This is a genomic window from Candidatus Pelagibacter sp. HIMB1321 (assembly GCF_900177485.1).
Taxonomy (GTDB): Bacteria; Pseudomonadota; Alphaproteobacteria; order Pelagibacterales; family Pelagibacteraceae; genus Pelagibacter.
In genome coordinates, this window is sequence record NZ_LT840186.1 from 312,576 (window position 1) to 329,109 (window position 16,534).

Genomic DNA, 16,534 nt, shown 5'->3' on the forward strand with positions numbered 1-16,534 from the left:
GCAATGCAAAATATATTCAACAATAAATATTTAGATCAAAAAAAATTAGTTAAAGATCATTTTTATTATTTAGTTTCTAATTTTTCAGAGCTTAATCAAAAACAAATAGATAATTTATCAATAAATATTGTTAAAAATGCTCAAAGCTATAAAGCAGGAAGTCCTTTTAGTAAATTAATTCACGAGTTTTCTCTTACAAGCAATGAGGGCATTGTATTGATGTGTTTAGCTGAAGCTCTTTTAAGAATACCAGATGCAAAAACTATTAATGATTTAATAGAAGATAAAATACCAATAGGGGATTGGAAAAAATATATCAAAAACGATAAAGATTTATTTGTAAATATCTCCTCAATAGCTTTTTTATTAACAGGTAAAATTGTTGAAGAAAAAGTAGAAGAAAATAAGAATATCCTAGGTAAAGTTGTTAAAAATCTTTCAGGTCCAATTCTAAGAAATGCAATCAAACAAGCAATTAATATACTTGCTAAACAATTTGTGTTTGAAAGAGATATTAAAAAAGCAATCAATTACAGTAATGAGAAACAACATGACAAATATACATTTTCATTTGATATGTTGGGTGAAGCTGCGGTCACTTATGAAGACTCTCAACGATATTATAAACAATATGAAGAAGCAATAATTGAAACTGGTAAAGGAAAAAATCCTCATAAAAAAAGTATTTCTATTAAATTATCATCTCTACATCCAAGATATGAGAGAAATAAATTAGATTTGTTAAAAAAAGAACTTTTTCCAAAGGCTTATAAACTCACTGAACTTGGTAGAGAAAATAATGTTGATATCTGTTTTGATGCTGAAGAAGCAGATAGATTAAATTTATCTTTATTTATATTTAAGGAAATAATCGAAAGTAAATTAATTGATGAAAAATACCAAGGTTTTGGATTTGCAGTTCAAGCGTACCAAAAAAGAGCTTTTTTTGTTTTAGATTGGCTTAAGAAATATTTAAGTGATGTTAATAAAAAGATTAATATAAGATTAGTTAAAGGGGCTTATTGGGATACAGAAATAAAGATTGCTCAAGAACAAGGCTACATAGATTATCCAGTATTTACTAAGAAATTTGCTACTGATATTTCATATTTAGCCTGCGCCCATAAACTTTATGAAAATGATAATATTTTCTCACAATTTGCAACGCACAACGCTCATAGTATTTCATATATTAAAACTCTTTTTAATGATCGCGATTTTGAGTTTCAAAAATTACATGGCATGGGTGATGAAATTTATTCATACCTTGAAAAAGATGAAAATTTTAAATGCAGAGTTTATGCACCAGTTGGTGGTTATAAGGATCTATTGCCTTATCTAGTAAGAAGATTATTAGAAAATGGTGCTAATACTTCTTTTATACATCAACTAAAAACAAAAGATTTTGATATTTCAAAACTAGTTCAATCTCCACTTGTTAAAATGGATAAACTTGATGAGGATAAAATCAAAAAACCAATAGATATTTATGAAGATCGTAAAAATTCAAAAGGTTTAGATTTAAGTGAAGAACATGTAGTTGAAAATCTTCAATTTAATGGAAAGTTTAAAGATATTAAAGCTTACTCATTAATTAATGGTGAAGATATTAAATCAGATAAAGAAATTGATATAAAATCTCCTCATAGCTCTTCTACTTTAGGAAAAAAATATTTTGCCGATGAAAAGATTTCTGAGACAGCAATTAACAATTTAAAAGAATATTCTTCTGAATGGAAAAAGTTTTCAATTAAAAAAAAAGTAGAGATTTTTTTAAAATTTGCAGATTTAATTGAAGAGAATACTAATGACATTATTGAAATTTGTGCAAAAGAGTCTGGTAAAAGTATTAAAAATTCAATTGCAGAAATTAGGGAAGCAGTTGATTTTTGCAGATACTATTCAAAAGAAGCGTTAAATTTATTTCAAACTCAAACATTAAAAGGACCAACTGGAGAACTTAATCAATATAGAATGGTTGGAAAAGGTCTTTCCTTTGTGATAAGTCCATGGAATTTTCCAGTTGCAATTTTTGTAGGCCAAACTGTTGCAGCACTTATTACCGGCAATGTGGTAATTACCAAGCCAGCTGAACAATCATCATTTGCAGCTTATTATATAATAAAACTTTTATTAAAAGCTGGTTTACCAAGTAATGCGATTGCATTGTTATTAGGTGATGGTGCGTTAATTGGAAAAAAAGTTATTAATGATAAAAAACTTAAAAATATTATTTTTACTGGTTCCTTAGAGACAGCAAAAATTATTCAATCTGACCTTCAACAAAAAGAAAATATTCCAACTTTCATCGCTGAAACAGGTGGTCAGAATTGTATGATTGTTGATACCTCAGCTTTAACAGAACATGTCGTAAAGGATGTGGTTAATTCAGGTTTTGATAGCGCTGGACAACGATGTTCAGCATGCAGAATATTATGTGTTGAAGAGAATGTTTACAAACATACCAAGGATACTTTAATTGGAGCAATGAAAACCCAAAAAGTTGGCAATCCAGAAGAATTGTCAACTGATATTGGACCAGTAATTGACACTGAAGCGTATGAAAATATCAATAATCATATAAAAAAATTCGATAAAGTTTTTCAAACAGAGATAAATTTAAATCAAGGTAATTTCATTCCACCAACATTAATTGAAATTGAAAAACTATCGGATCTAAAGAATGAAGTATTTGGTCCGGTAGTCCACATGCTTAAATATAAAGCTTCTAATTTAGATCAATTAATCGAAGATATTAATGATCTTGGATTTGGATTAACTTTAGGCATACATAGTAGAATAGATAAAACCATTGATAGAGTAGTAGAAAAAGCTGAAATTGGTAATATTTATATTAATAGAAACATGATTGGTGCAGTTGTAGGTGTTCAACCTTTTGGAGGATATGAAAAATCAGGCACAGGTCCTAAAGCTGGAGGCCCAGAATATTTAAAAAGATTATGTCATGAACAAAGTATTTCTAATAACACTGCCTCAATGGGTGGTAACGCATCATTATTGTCAGAAGTAGAAGATTAGATGATAAACAAAAACCTAGTTCTTCTGACTATTTGTCAGGTGTTTTCTTTTACAGCTCCTCCAATAACTGTTTTTATTAGTGGTATTGTTGGATTAAAAATTTCCCCAATAGCATCTCTTGCAACATTACCAACATCTCTTTCAATTGTTGGAACAGCGGTATTTACAATCTTTGCAGCAAAAATAATGAGCAAAATTGGAAGGAAAAAAGGATTTATTTTATCATCATCATATACAAGTCTAGCTGCTTTGCTTGGAGCTTATTCAATTTATTCAGAAAATTTTATATTATTTTGTTTTTCATGTTTTTTAATTGGAACCGGGATAGCATTTACTCACCAATATAGATTTGCTGCAGCAGAAACAGTTGAAAAGAATGATAGTTCAAAAGCAATATCAATTCTTTTACTTGCAACAATTTTATCTGCTTTAATTGGTCCAAATGTTGCAAATTTTTCAAAAGATATAATCACAAATCACCTTTATGTAGGCTCATACATATCTCTTTCGGCCTTAACAATAATTCCTGTATTTTTTTTATTGTTTTATAAAACAGAAAAAAATCCAAAAACTATTGAGGATATCAAAGGTAAACAAAGATCTTATGTTGAGCTATTACAAAATCCTATAATACTTCAGGCAATAGTGACTGCTGCATTTGCTTATTCGATTATGTCTTTTTTAATGACTGCAACACCAATTAGTATGTACAAAATGCATGGATTTACATTAGGCTCAACAAGTATTGTGATCCAATCACATATTATAGGAATGTTTTTACCCTCATTAATAACTGGGACATTAATCAAGAAATATGGTCACTCGACAATAATATATTCTGGTGCGGTAATATATTTATTGTGTATTTTTTTGAGTTTTTATGAACAAACATTTCTTAACTATTTAATAGCTCTTGTGTTGCTTGGAATTGGTTGGAATTTTTTATTTATAGGGGGAACTAGTTTACTAGTGCTTTGTTACACAAGCAGCGAAAAGTTCAAAGTGCAAGGTTTCAATGATGTTTTAGTTTTTTCAATTCAAGCAATTGCAAGTTTAACAGCCGGTTATTCAATACTAAGTTTTAGTTGGAATGAAATTAATTTAGCATGTATACCAATGGTTATATTGATAATTTTAGTTTCTATAAGAGCAGACTTATATAAGAAAAATCTATCTTCAGTTAAATCTTAAATAAATTCTATTAAAGTAATAATATAATGAAACAGCACGTAAAATCATAAAAATTGCTAAAGAAATCCAAAGACCAGTATTAATAAAATTGTTAGTAAGAATTACTGAAATAAATAAATATATAATAGATGAAAAAATCATTGCATTTCTTAATTCGACAGTTTGTGATGCACCAATAAAAATTCCATCAAATTGATAACAAAAAGATGAAATTAAAGGGAAAATTATTAACCAAATAGAATAATCAACAGTCAAGTTTCTTATCAAATCAATATCTGCCATTTGATAAATAATTTCTTTGTGAATTAAAAGATAAACAATTGAAATGAAAATACTTGTAATAGCACTAAGTATAAAAGAATTTTTTACAATCAGTTTAAATAAATTTTTATCATTTTTTCCAATTGAGTAGCCAACCAATCCCTGAGTTGCAAAAGCATAAGCATCAAGAATAAAAGCAGCTAAATTTACCAAATTAATTAGAATTGTGTTAGCCGCAACATATTCTTCACCTATTTTATTACTCAAATAGATAAACCATAAAAATGAAAATGATAAAAGAATTGTCCTTATAAAAATATTTAAATTTATATGAAAAATGTATTTTATTTGTTTTGCGTTAAAAATATTATTTATGTCAATCTTAATATTAATAAATTTTTTAATATAAAAAAAAGTATAAATTAAAAAAATTATAGATGTAATGTATCCAGCTAACAAAGAACCATAAGCAACTCCTTTTACATTAAGGTTATACTGTGCAACCAAGATAATACTTAAAATTATATTCAAAATAGAAAAACAACTTACAACAAGACTTGAAATTTTAGTTTTTTGTAAGCCAATAAATATTCCAGTAATAATATAAAGAGTGAGCTCTCCTGGAGCAGAATAAATTCTTATATTAAAATAATCTTGATATAAATTTTGAGTTTCTTTTGATAATTCAAAAATATTTAGTGTTAAATTTAGAATTAAAAATTGAAAAAATATTAAAATTAAGGAAATAATTATTACAAAAAATAAATTTCTTAATAATATATCTAGTATTTTATTATAATCATTTTTTCCATGGGCTTGAGATACCATTCCGACGGTTCCCATTTTTAGAAAACCAAAACTCCAAAAAATCATAGAAAATAAGTTTGCAGCAATAGATGTTGCTGTAAGATAAGAAATGTTTCCAAGATTTCCCATAAGACCTGTATCTATTATGCCTACCAACGGAATGGCAACATTGGCTAAAAAAATTGGGAAAGATAATTTTGCAATATATATTAATGAGTATTTTTTCATTTATTTTAAATAACGCCAGGTAGATATTATAAATATTCAACTATAATTTAATTATTCTATAATGTATCATTTAATTAATCTTTAAATCATGAAAAAAAATTTTTTTAAAAATAGTTTTGGAAATGAAATTCTTTTTAGTAAGAAAGAATATTTAGATAGAGTAAAAAAAGTAAAATTAAAGATGAGTAAAAACAATATAGATGTTTTGCTTGTCGCAAGTCCAGCTAACCAATTTTATCTTACAGGTTATGATGGTTGGTCTTTTTATACACCTCAAATGGTTTTAATTAGCCTTTCGGAAAAATATCCTTATTGGATTGGAAGAAAAATGGATGCAGTAGGAGCAAAATTCACTGCTTTTTTAGATAAGAATAATATTGTTCCATATCCTGATCATTATGTTGCATCTCAAAAAATTCATCCAATGGATTATCTTGTTGATTTTATTAAATCAAAAAAACTTGAGAGAAAAAATATTGGTGTAGAGATGGATGATTACTATTATACCGCAAAATGGCATGATATTTTAATAAAAGGACTTCCCAACGCAAAATTTTTAAATGCATTTTTATTAGTTAATTGGGTGAGGATGATTAAATCTTCTCAAGAACTTACTTATATGAAATCAGCAGGAAAAATTGCAAATTTAGCAATGAAAAAAGCAATGGAAAAAGTAGATGTGGGTGTGAGACAGTGTGATGTAATTGCTGAACTGAATAGATACACAACTATGGGCACAAATGAAATAGGGGGAACTTTTACTTGTAAGCCACCAAATGCAATGGTTGGAAAATTTTGTAGTGCTCCACACTTAAGTTGGACAGAAGAAAAATTAAAAAAAAATGAAATTTTTTATATAGAAATGGGAGGTGCGAAACACCGATATCATGTTCCGTTAGCAAGATGTATTTTCACAGGCAGGGCTCCAAAAAAAATTAAAGAATTATCTAAAATCATTAGAGAAGGATTAAATGGAGTTCTGAATAAAGTTAAACCAGGAGTGACTGGCCATGAGCTAGAAAATACTTGGAAAAAAATTATTAGTAAATATGGAGTTAAAAAAGATTCTAGAATTGGATACCCAATTGGTATTGGTTATCCACCAACTTGGGGAGAATTAACTACAAGTTTTAGAAAGGGAGATAAAAATATATTAAAAGAAAATATGACTTTTCATTGTATACCTGCTTTATGGCTTCAAAATTATGGAATTGTAATTAGTGAAAGTTTTATTGTCACAAAAAAAGGAGCTCAAAGATTTACTAACTACGAGCAAAAGCTTTTCGATTTAAAAGATTTTCAATGAAATTGAAAACTAAATTTGGAATGGTAGTCAGTGGCCACAAGAAAGCCACTGAGGCTGGAATGAAAATTTTAAAAAGGGGTGGAAATGCTATGGATGCTGCAATAGCAACTGCCGCAACACTCGCTGTTTCAATTCCAAATATGAATGGATTAGGCGGGGATAGCATTGCTCTTTATTATTCATCCAAAACAAAAAAAATTACCACAATAAATGGTTCTGGAAAATCTCCAAAAAAAGCCAGCATAAAATATTTTAAATCAATTGGATTGAATGAAATACCTCAAAGGAGCTCTTTATCCATAACTGTTCCAGGCGTTCTGAATGCTTGGGAGAAATCTCTGAAAAAATATGGATCTAAAAAATTAGCAGAGGTTTTAAAAGATGCGATAAGTTTTGCTGAAAAAGGTATTAAGATAGATAAATATTTATATGATTTTTTAAGAGGTGATGTTTACACAAAATTAATTAAAAATAATAATTTCTTATCAAAAATTTACGGTCTTCCTAAGGATATTAAAATTGGAAAAATTATAAAACAAGAAAAGCTAGCTAAAACTTTAAGATTAATTTCAAAATTAGGATGTAAAACTTTTTATAAAGGTAAACTAACCAAGATCATGGTTCAAGATTTAAGAGATCAAGGTGCAATCATTAGCGAAGAAGATTTTAATAATCACTCAACCTTATTTCAAAAACCTTTGAGTACAGATTTTCAAAATAAAAAAGTTTTTACAGCTCCACCTAATTCTCAAGGTTTAGCATTGATGGGATTATGTGAAATATTTGATGAGATTAAAGAAAATATTGATTTAAGTGATTATATAAAATTTAAAAAAAGTATTTTTGAATCAAGAGATAAATATTGTTTAGACCCAGGTATTACTAATTACTTCAGATATAAAAAAAATTTAGATTTCAAAAAAATAAAAAAAAATTATTCAAAATTTTTCAAAAATTCAGGCGATACAAGCACTTTAGTTGTAGTAGACAACAAAGGAAATGCAGTAAGTTGGGTTCAAAGTTTGTTTGAAGAATTTGGAAGTGGGATTGTTTCACCACAAACTGGAGTGGTTTTTCATAATAGAATGTATTTAGAAAAGATATCAAAAAAAGGATATAATTATTTAAAACCTCAAACTAGACCATTTCATACTCTTTGCCCTTCAATTGTGCTTGAAGGTAATAAATTGGATTTAACAATTTCAACACCTGGCGATCACGGACAACCTCAAACAATTTTTCAAATATTAAATTACATTTATAAGCACAATTACAAGATTCAGAAAGCGATCAACCTACCAAGAATAAGACATAACGAAGGAAATAAAATTTTAGTTGAGAAAGGTTTTAAAAATTATTTTAACTTTTCAAAGAATAAAAAGATAAAAACAATAGTTTATTCAAAACCACATAGAATATTTGGTGGTGTAACTGCTATAAAAATAAATTCAGACAAAACTCTTTCAAAAGGTGCAGATAAAAGAAGGAACTGCTATTAAGCAGCCACAATAGCATCAAAAATTATTATAATCGCACTTATAAAACAAACTGCAATTATAAGTGATTTTAGATTACGGTTAACAAAATCTCTTATAACTCTTCTTCTACCCACATAAGTACCAATGACCAGAGCAGGAGCTAGATAAATTGACTTCATCACTTCAGGTAAATTTATCAAATCAAAGTAAATAAATAGAATTACTGAAAATAAAGCACCAATACCAAAAAACATATTTAAAGTCGCCACTACTTTTCTTGCAGAACTGTTTTGATAAACAATTGCCATGGGTGGCCCACCAATACCTGTTAATGTTCCCATTAAACCTGATGCTGTTCCTGCTATTGTGATATTTTTTTTGGTAGCAACAATGTTCCAATTTTTTGCACTCATGTATGTTGCTATTAAAAGCAAAATTCCAAATACTATTAAATATTTATTTGTTCCAAGTGTGAAAAATATTAAAGGCATCGCTAGTAAAGAGCCAGCCACTCTTCCGCTATAAGCATAAATTAAATCAACTTTAATGATATCTTTAAAACTTAACATTGCGTTACTAAAAGCTAAAAAGGATCCCATTAAAACAATACAACTTGGAACCATTGATGGTTCGAGCAAAACTAAAAAACATGCTGGAATTCCAAATCCTATACCAATTGCACTTTGAGTAATTGCTCCAAATATTATTAGTATAAAAATTATGAAAAAAAACTCTAATGAAGAAAAATAATTAAGAATATCAAACACAATTATTTTCTAGGATCATCATGATCAGGATTAAATCTTGTTGGAAGTAATCCGGACTGAAACCATTCAATAAAAGTATAGATATTAAATACTGGTACTTGAAATTTTTTTCTTACATCTGCAGCAAACGGGCTCATATTTGTACACTCCATTACAATTGCTCCAATGTTTGAATGTTCCTTCATTAATTCTTCAACTGCATCTAAATGATCCTGTCTTGCAAGATCGATATCCATTTCTTTTTCATCATTTAAAATTACTCTTGTAAATTCTTTACCATTTTCGGTACCTATGATTGGAATATCTAGTGGAACATTTGCAGCTTTAAGATGTTTTTCAGTAAGAGAAGGTTTATGGATTGTTAAAATACCAACTTTTTTACTTTTTGGTAAAAGACTCTGTACCATTTGAGTTTGCATGAGTGATGAGGTTGCAACTGGCACATTAACTGCTTCTGCCATTTGTTCTTGAAATAAAGATAAAAACCCACAGTTTGTAGTAATTCCATCAGCTCCCATTTTTACTAGTTGTTTGGCAGCATCAATAAATCCCTCTAAAATATCTTTCCCTTGATCATATACAGCTGCTTTAGGAGTTGATCCTGGAACAACTCTATAATGAACTGGGACACTCCAAGTTCTTGCGTTAGCTATATCTCCATGGATTCTTGGAAACTGAGTATCTAACATACAAACACCAACAGTTCCTCCAAATACAGTTTTTCCACCCACTGCAATATTTTTTTGATTATTTCCAAATTTCATGATTGTATTTTATATTTAGTCTTTAATATAACCAAGTAAATAAAATGAAAAATTCTACTAAGTCTAATTACTTAAATGGTGCAGAAGCTTTAGTTAAACTTTTAGATAAATATGACGTAAAACATATATTTGGTTTGTGCGGAGATACTTCATTACCTTTCTATGACGCTTTACATAGACTTAATCATTCTATCAAGCATATCCTTACAAGAGATGAAAGAAGTGCAAGTTATATGGCAGATGGTTATGCAAGAGTCACTGGAAAAGTAGGTATTTGTGAAGGCCCAAGTGGTGGTGGAGCCACTTATATTGTTCCAGGAGTTGTAGAAGCTAATGAGTCCTCTATATCAGTTATTTCGTTTACTTCAGATGTGCCCACAACTTCTTATGGACATTTCCCACTAACAGAATTAGATCAAAAGGCTCTATTTAAACCATTAACAAAATGGAATTGTGTTTTAAGTAAACCAAAAAATTTTGCTAAAGATATAAGAAGAGCTTTTAAAGAAAGTACTACTGGAAAACCAGGCTCTTGTCATTTAGCATTACCTTTTGATACTCAAACGGCTGAGGTTTCTGAAAAAGAAATTTGGATTGATAAAAATCATACTCGATTTCCAGCTGAACCAAAAAAACCTAATTTAAAAAAATTAAAAAAAATAATAAATGAAATTTCAAAATCAAAAAATCCAATTATAATTTCTGGAGGTGCAATTAAGAATGCGTTTGCAGAAAAAGAACTTCAAAATTTAGTAGAAAAACTAAATATTGTTTTTGCAACATCTGTAACTGGAAAAGGAACACTGTCAGATAATCATCCAAATTCTTTAGGAGTAGTTGGTAGTAATGGTGGTTCAATTTTTACAAGAGAAGTTTTAAATAACTCTGATTTGGTGATATTTTTAGGATGTAGAGCAGGTTCTGTCACAACTGAAAAATGGCAATATCCCGATAAAAAAAAGAAAATTATTCATATTGATATTGATCCTTCAGTAATTGACGCAAATTATAGATCTTACATTTCTATGGTTGCAGAGATTAAATCCACTTTAATTGAAATAAATAAATTAATTGGCCACCATAATTTTAAAGGAGATTTAATAGTCAAAGATGTTAAGAAAAAGAAATTTAAAAAATTTATTGAATTATCTGAAGATAATAAATCCCCTATAAAGCCGGAAAAAATAATTAGAGAACTTAATAACCAGCTGCCAGATGATACATATGTTGTTGTGGATCCAGGTACTCCATGTCCTTATTTTTCTGCATATTATAATTTTAAGAAATCAGGTAGATATTTTATTACTAACAGAGCGCATGGTGCTCTTGGTTATGCTTTACCTGCATCAATTGGTGTTCAAATTGGTAAACCAAAAAATAGAGTAATTTCAGTTATGGGAGATGGTAGTTTTGGATTTGCTGTTGGAGAACTTGAGACTGCAGTAAGGCTAAAATTGCCGATTATTTTTGTTGTTATTTCTAACAGTGTTTATGGGTGGATTAAAGCTGGACAAAAGACAAGATTTGAAAAAAGATATTTCTCTGTTGATTTTGATAGAACAGATCATTGTAAAGTAGCTGACGCATATGGTTTAAAAACTTTTAAAGTTGAAAAATCTCAAGAGCTAAAATCAAAAATATCTGAGGCAATTAATTACAAATCAGGTCCTTGTTTGATTGATATAATCACTCAACCTTTGCAGGATGCAAATGCACCTGTTAGTGAATGGATAGCATAATGAAAAAAACAGAAATATCAGTAATAGGTGCTGGAATAGTTGGCTTATCGTCAGCAATTAATTTAGTAAAGCGAGGTTCTAAAGTAACTTTAATTGAAAAAGATCTTAAAGGTCAACCAGCATCCTATGGTAACGCATCATGGTTATCTAGTCCATCAATCACTCCAGTTTTAATGCCTGGAATGTTTAAAAAAATTCCAAAGATGTGGTTGTCAAAAGATGGACCATTATTTTTAAGATTTCCAGGAGTTTTAAAAATGATACCTTTTTTAATAAAATATCTTTCTTATACAAAAAAAGAAAAAGTTGAACATATCTCAAAAAATTTAGCTTTTTTACTTAAAGATAGTATTGGTGAGCACCGAGAACTTGTAAAAGGATCTAAAGCTGAAAGATGGATTGAAGATTCTCCTTTTTTATTTATCTACAAAAATAAAACTGATTTCGAAAATGACTCTTATACTTGGTCTCTTAGAAAAAAACATGGCTTTGAATTGGTTGAGGTTCAAAAAGAGGAGTTGAATAAAATTTTTCCAGGACTTTCCCAAGAATATACTTTTGCAATAAAAATTGAAAATCAAGGTTATATTTCAAATAGTCAAAACTATTTAGATGACTTAATTGATTATTATAAAAGTTTAGGAGGCGAAATTATTGAAGATGAAGTTTTAGATGTAAATTCAAGTGATGATTATTTCACAATTAAACTTAGAAATAGTGATTTATTTACAGAAAAAGTTTTAATTTCTTCAGGAGTTTACTCAGGCAATTTTGTAAAAAAGTTTAATGTAAAAGTGCCTATCGAATCTGAAAGAGGTTATCACTTAGAATTATTTGATACTAATATTAGAATTAACCATCCTATAATGAATGGATATCTAAAATTAGCAATAACACCAAGACCAACGGGAATTAGATTTGCAGGTTTGGTTGAATTCGGAAGTATAAATTCAAAACCAAATCCAAAAGCTTTTGAACTTTTAATGAGAAATGCACAATCAATGTTTCCTGGAATAACTTTTAAAAGAAAAATGGAATGGAGCGGTCATAGACCATCAACTGTAGATAGTTTACCAGTAATAGGTGCGTCAGAACGATCCAACAATTTATTTTTTGCATATGGCCATCATCACATTGGGTTAACCGCTGGTCCAAAAACTGGTAAAATGATAGCTAAACAGATTTTACGAGATAATGACAAGTTTGATTTAGATGCCTTTAATCCACACAGGTAAGTCACTTTTTAAGTTGAATTAAATCTTAATTTTATACATGATAGGGTTTTAAATAACTTAGGAGATAATAATGAATAAATTATTAAAAATATTATCAGTTATTGCTTTCTCACTTTTTAGTATCGTAAATGTTAATGCTGCTGAAAAATGGGATATGCCAATGGCTTATTCAGCAACAAACTTTCATAGTCAAAATGGAGTAATGTTTGCTGATGCTGTAAGAATAGCAACTGGTGGTGAAGTAGATATTACAGTTCACCCAGGTGGATCATTATTCAAAGGTAATGATATTAAAAAAGCTGTTCAAACTGGTCAAGCACCTATCGGTGAAAGACTTTTATCTGCACACCAAAATGAAAGTTTATTATTTGGAGCAGACTCAATCCCTTTCTTAGCAACATCTTATGAAGCTTCAGATAAGTTATGGAAGCACTTAGAGCCAGCAATTAGAAAAGAATTAGACTCTCAAGGTTTAGAGCTTTTATATGCAGTGCCATGGCCAGCACAAGGTCTATACTTTAAAAAAGAAGTTAGCTCTATTGCTGACACTAAAGGTGTGAAATTTAGATCATACAATAATGCAACAGCTAGAATTGCTGAACTTATGGGAATGTTACCAGTTCAAGTGGAAGCTGCTGAATTATCTCAAGCTTTAGCAACTGGCGTTGCTGAGTCTTTCGTATCATCTGGGTCTACTGGATATGATAGAAAAGTTTGGGAACATTTAACTCACTTCTATGAAGTAAATGCTTGGCTGCCAAGAAACTATGTTTTTGTAAACAAAAAAGCTTGGAAAAAATTAAGTAAGAAAAACCAAGATATTATAAGAGGTGTTGCAAAAATGGCTGAAGCTGCAGGAACTGCTAGATCAGAACAACTTTCTGGTTGGTATTTAACTCAGTTAGCAGCTAATGGAATGAAAGTACAAGTTGCTGAAGGTCAATTAAGAACTGATCTTGAGAAAATTGGTAAAACTATGGCTGACGAATGGATTGCGAATGCAGGTCCTGAAGGTAAAAAAGTTGTAGATGCTTTCAAGGCTGAAAAATAATTAATAATCAACAAGTAAGCCCAATTTATTTGGGCTTACTTAAATAACCAAATTATAATTTATAAAATTAAAATGAGAAACTTTTTAGATAAACTTTATTTAGGATCAGCGTACTTTTCAGCAATAAATTTAATTTTAATTTTATTAATTATATGTGCACAAATGTTAGCTAGGTGGACTGGTTTTACATTTCCGGGAGCAACAGCATATGCAGGTTATGCTATGGCTAATTCCGCTTTTTTCGCTCTTGCTTACACATTGAATCAAGATGGTCATATAAGAGTGCGAATTTTATTAAATAAACTAGGAGCAAATAAAAAATGGGGAGAGTTATGGTGTTATGGAATAGGATCTTTGCTAGCAGTTCTGTTTTTTTATTATGCTTGTAGAGGTGCTTATTTTTCATACATCTTTAATGATGTATCTCAAGCAGAAGATGCACTACCCATGTGGATCCCACAAGCCTCTATGGTGTTAGGTACTTTTGTTTTAGCTATCGCTTTTTTAGACAAACTTTATGAATTTATTTTCATTGGTTATTCTGAAACTGAAATTAAAGATGATAAGGCAATAGATTAATGGAAAATTTAGTTTTAACAGTAATATTCTTATTTACTTTATTTTTTCTTTTAGGCTCAGGAGTTTGGATAGGTCTTTCTTTAATGGGAGTAGCTTATGTAGGTTTAGAATTATTTACTAATAGACCTGCTGGAGATGCAATGATTACTACAATTTGGAGCAGTGCATCAAGTTGGTCGCTTACAGCTTTACCATTATTTATTTGGATGGGTGAAATTCTTTATCGAACTAGACTGTCAGAAGATTTGTTTAAAGGTTTAGCACCTTGGATGAATAATTTGCCAGGTAGGTTATTACATACAAACATAGTTGGCTGTACGTTTTTTGCTGCTGTTTCAGGTTCTTCAGCTGCAACTCTTACAACTGTTGGAAAAATGTCAGTTCCTGAATTAAGAAAAAGAAAATACCCAGAAAATTTGACCATTGGAACTTTGGCAGGATCATCGACTTTAGGGTTAATGATTCCTCCATCTTTAACTTTAATTGTTTATGGAGTGACTATTAATGAGTCTGTCGTTCAATTATTTATGGCAGGAATTCTTCCTGGATTAGTTCTAGCACTTCTTTTTATGGGTTATGTTGCAGTATGGGCAACAATTAATAGAAAAAAAATGCCTAAAAAAGATCCTGAAATTACTTTCATGGATAAAATAAAGAGTTCAAAATTTTTATTTCCTATTTTTTCTTTAATTATTTTTGTTATTGGTTCAATGTATATGGGTTGGGCGACCCCAACAGAAGCAGCAGGATTTGGAGTTATAGGTGGTTTAGTTTTAGCTGCATTGCAAAGATCTTTAACATGGAAAACTTTTTTTGATAGTTTGATTGGTGCTACAAAAACTTCTTGCATGATAGCATTTATCTTAATGGGAGGAGCTTTTTTAACTCTCTCAATGGGCTTTACTGGGTTGCCAAGATCTATAGCAGAGTGGATTGCTAATTTAGGTTTAACAAACCTAGAACTTTTACTTTACTTAATGATTTTTTATATAATTTTAGGTTGTTTCTTAGATGGCATTTCATCAATCGTTTTAACTATGGCAGTAGTTGAGCCAATGATTAGGAATGCAGGAATTGATGTTATATGGTTTGGTATTTATTTAACGGTATTAGTTGAAATGGCACAGATCACACCACCGGTAGGTTTTAATCTATTCGTATTACAAGGTATGACAAAACATGAAATGATTTTCTTAGCAAAATCTGCGTTACCAATGTTCTTAATGATGGTTGTTATGGTATTTATAATGATTGCATTTCCTGAATTAGCAACTTATTTACCAAGCACAGTAAAAGGCCCTGGGGCAGGTTAATATCATAAATTTTAATGTCTAAAAAAGTTGTTTTTGGGACAAATCAAAACATTGCAATAATAACTTTAAACAACCCTAAAAAATTAAATGCTTGGGATTTTGAAATGAGGTCTCAAATAATTTCTTTAATAAAAAAAATTAAAAAAAATAAAAATATAAAGGCATTAATATTTACTGGATATGGGACTAAAGCTTTTTGTTCTGGACAAGATTTAAAAGAAATTAAAAACTTTAAGAATTCAAAAATAGTATTTAATTGGATTAATCAATTTAGAACTTTATATAAATTAATTAGATCATTGGAAATCCCAACTATTGCTGCCATAAATGGTGTAGCAGCTGGCTCAGGTTTTCAATTAACATTACTTACTGATATCAGAGTTTCATATCCAAAAGTAAAAATGGGTCAGGTTGAAATTAATTCAGGTATAGTTAGTATAATTGGACCTTGGATAATAGAGAAAATTTTAGGATTAAATAAAGCAATTGAGCTTTCTTTAAGTGGCAGACTTATTAGTGGAACTGAAGCTTACAAAATTGGTGCAATAAATTATTTGGTTTCTCATAAAAGTGTACTAAATAATTCAATTAAAATTGCAAAAGAATTAGCCAACAAACCTTCAAATGCAATGAAGCTCACAAAAAAAAGAATTTGGGAAATGTTTAGTGGAGATTTTGATCAAACATTTAAAAAAGCAATGCTCTATCATAAAAAATCTTTTATATCAGGTGAGCCGCAATCAAGATCAAAAAGCTTTTTTAAGAAGAAATAAATA

At 29.4% G+C, this 16,534-nt stretch carries 13 protein-coding genes; 10 read left to right on the top strand and 3 right to left on the bottom strand.

Annotation, left to right across the window (positions count from 1 at the left end; all coding sequences use genetic code 11):
• The first annotated feature begins 3 nt into the window (after positions 1-3).
• Together putA and B9N70_RS01695 are read left to right on the top strand one after the other, a co-directional pair.
• Positions 4-3,039: a bifunctional proline dehydrogenase/L-glutamate gamma-semialdehyde dehydrogenase PutA gene (gene putA, locus B9N70_RS01690; RefSeq protein WP_085114086.1), complete on the top strand. Its 3,036-nt coding sequence runs from the start codon at positions 4-6 to the stop codon at positions 3,037-3,039.
• On the top strand, positions 3,040-4,230 hold the full coding sequence (locus tag B9N70_RS01695) for an MFS transporter (RefSeq protein ID WP_231909415.1): 1,191 nt from the start codon (positions 3,040-3,042) through the stop codon (positions 4,228-4,230).
• On the opposite strand, the gene B9N70_RS01700 is transcribed toward B9N70_RS01695, so the two are convergent.
• Complete coding sequence (locus tag B9N70_RS01700; RefSeq protein ID WP_085114087.1) at positions 4,216-5,526, bottom strand: MATE family efflux transporter; 1,311 nt, start codon at positions 5,524-5,526, stop codon at positions 4,216-4,218. The two genes, B9N70_RS01695 and B9N70_RS01700, sit on opposite strands and share 15 nt — an antisense overlap.
• 88 nt (positions 5,527-5,614) lie before the next feature.
• Here B9N70_RS01700 and B9N70_RS01705 point away from each other — a divergent pair, with 88 nt between their 5' ends.
• Both B9N70_RS01705 and B9N70_RS01710 read left to right on the top strand, forming a co-directional pair.
• A complete protein-coding gene (locus tag B9N70_RS01705; protein WP_085114088.1) occupies positions 5,615-6,832 on the top strand; it encodes a M24 family metallopeptidase in 1,218 nt (405 codons plus the stop codon).
• On the top strand, positions 6,829-8,331 hold the full coding sequence (locus tag B9N70_RS01710; protein ID WP_085114089.1) for a gamma-glutamyltransferase: 1,503 nt from the start codon (positions 6,829-6,831) through the stop codon (positions 8,329-8,331). The genes B9N70_RS01705 and B9N70_RS01710 overlap by 4 nt, the downstream gene beginning before the upstream one ends.
• Here B9N70_RS01710 and B9N70_RS01715 read toward each other — a convergent pair.
• Complete coding sequence (locus B9N70_RS01715; RefSeq protein ID WP_172819940.1) at positions 8,328-9,077, bottom strand: sulfite exporter TauE/SafE family protein; 750 nt, start codon at positions 9,075-9,077, stop codon at positions 8,328-8,330. The genes B9N70_RS01710 and B9N70_RS01715 overlap by 4 nt on opposite strands.
• 2 nt (positions 9,078-9,079) lie before the next feature.
• Entirely contained in the window at positions 9,080-9,841 is a 762-nt protein-coding gene (locus B9N70_RS01720; protein ID WP_085114091.1) for an aspartate/glutamate racemase family protein, read from the bottom strand.
• Positions 9,842-9,885: 44 nt separating this feature from the next.
• Between B9N70_RS01720 and B9N70_RS01725 the strand changes: the two genes are divergently transcribed.
• The 6 genes from B9N70_RS01725 (at position 9,886) to B9N70_RS01750 (ending at position 16,531) form a co-directional block, all read left to right on the top strand.
• Positions 9,886-11,580, top strand: a complete 1,695-nt coding sequence (locus B9N70_RS01725; protein ID WP_085114092.1) for a thiamine pyrophosphate-binding protein — start codon at positions 9,886-9,888, stop codon at positions 11,578-11,580.
• A complete protein-coding gene (locus tag B9N70_RS01730; RefSeq protein ID WP_172819941.1) occupies positions 11,580-12,815 on the top strand; it encodes an NAD(P)/FAD-dependent oxidoreductase in 1,236 nt (411 codons plus the stop codon). Before B9N70_RS01725 ends, B9N70_RS01730 begins: the two co-directional genes overlap by 1 nt.
• A gap of 70 nt (positions 12,816-12,885) precedes the next feature.
• The gene (locus B9N70_RS01735; RefSeq protein ID WP_085114094.1) at positions 12,886-13,866 is read left to right on the top strand and encodes a TRAP transporter substrate-binding protein; all 981 of its coding nucleotides are present in this window, start codon (positions 12,886-12,888) and stop codon (positions 13,864-13,866) included.
• A 72-nt stretch (positions 13,867-13,938) separates the two neighbouring features.
• Positions 13,939-14,445 (top strand): TRAP transporter small permease, encoded by a 507-nt coding sequence (locus B9N70_RS01740; RefSeq protein ID WP_085114095.1) that lies wholly within the window; start codon positions 13,939-13,941, stop codon positions 14,443-14,445.
• Positions 14,445-15,758, top strand: a complete 1,314-nt coding sequence (locus tag B9N70_RS01745; protein ID WP_085114096.1) for a TRAP transporter large permease — start codon at positions 14,445-14,447, stop codon at positions 15,756-15,758. Before B9N70_RS01740 ends, B9N70_RS01745 begins: the two co-directional genes overlap by 1 nt.
• 14 nt (positions 15,759-15,772) lie before the next feature.
• The gene (locus B9N70_RS01750) at positions 15,773-16,531 is read left to right on the top strand and encodes an enoyl-CoA hydratase/isomerase family protein (RefSeq protein WP_085114097.1); all 759 of its coding nucleotides are present in this window, start codon (positions 15,773-15,775) and stop codon (positions 16,529-16,531) included.
• Positions 16,532-16,534: the final 3 nt, after the last annotated feature.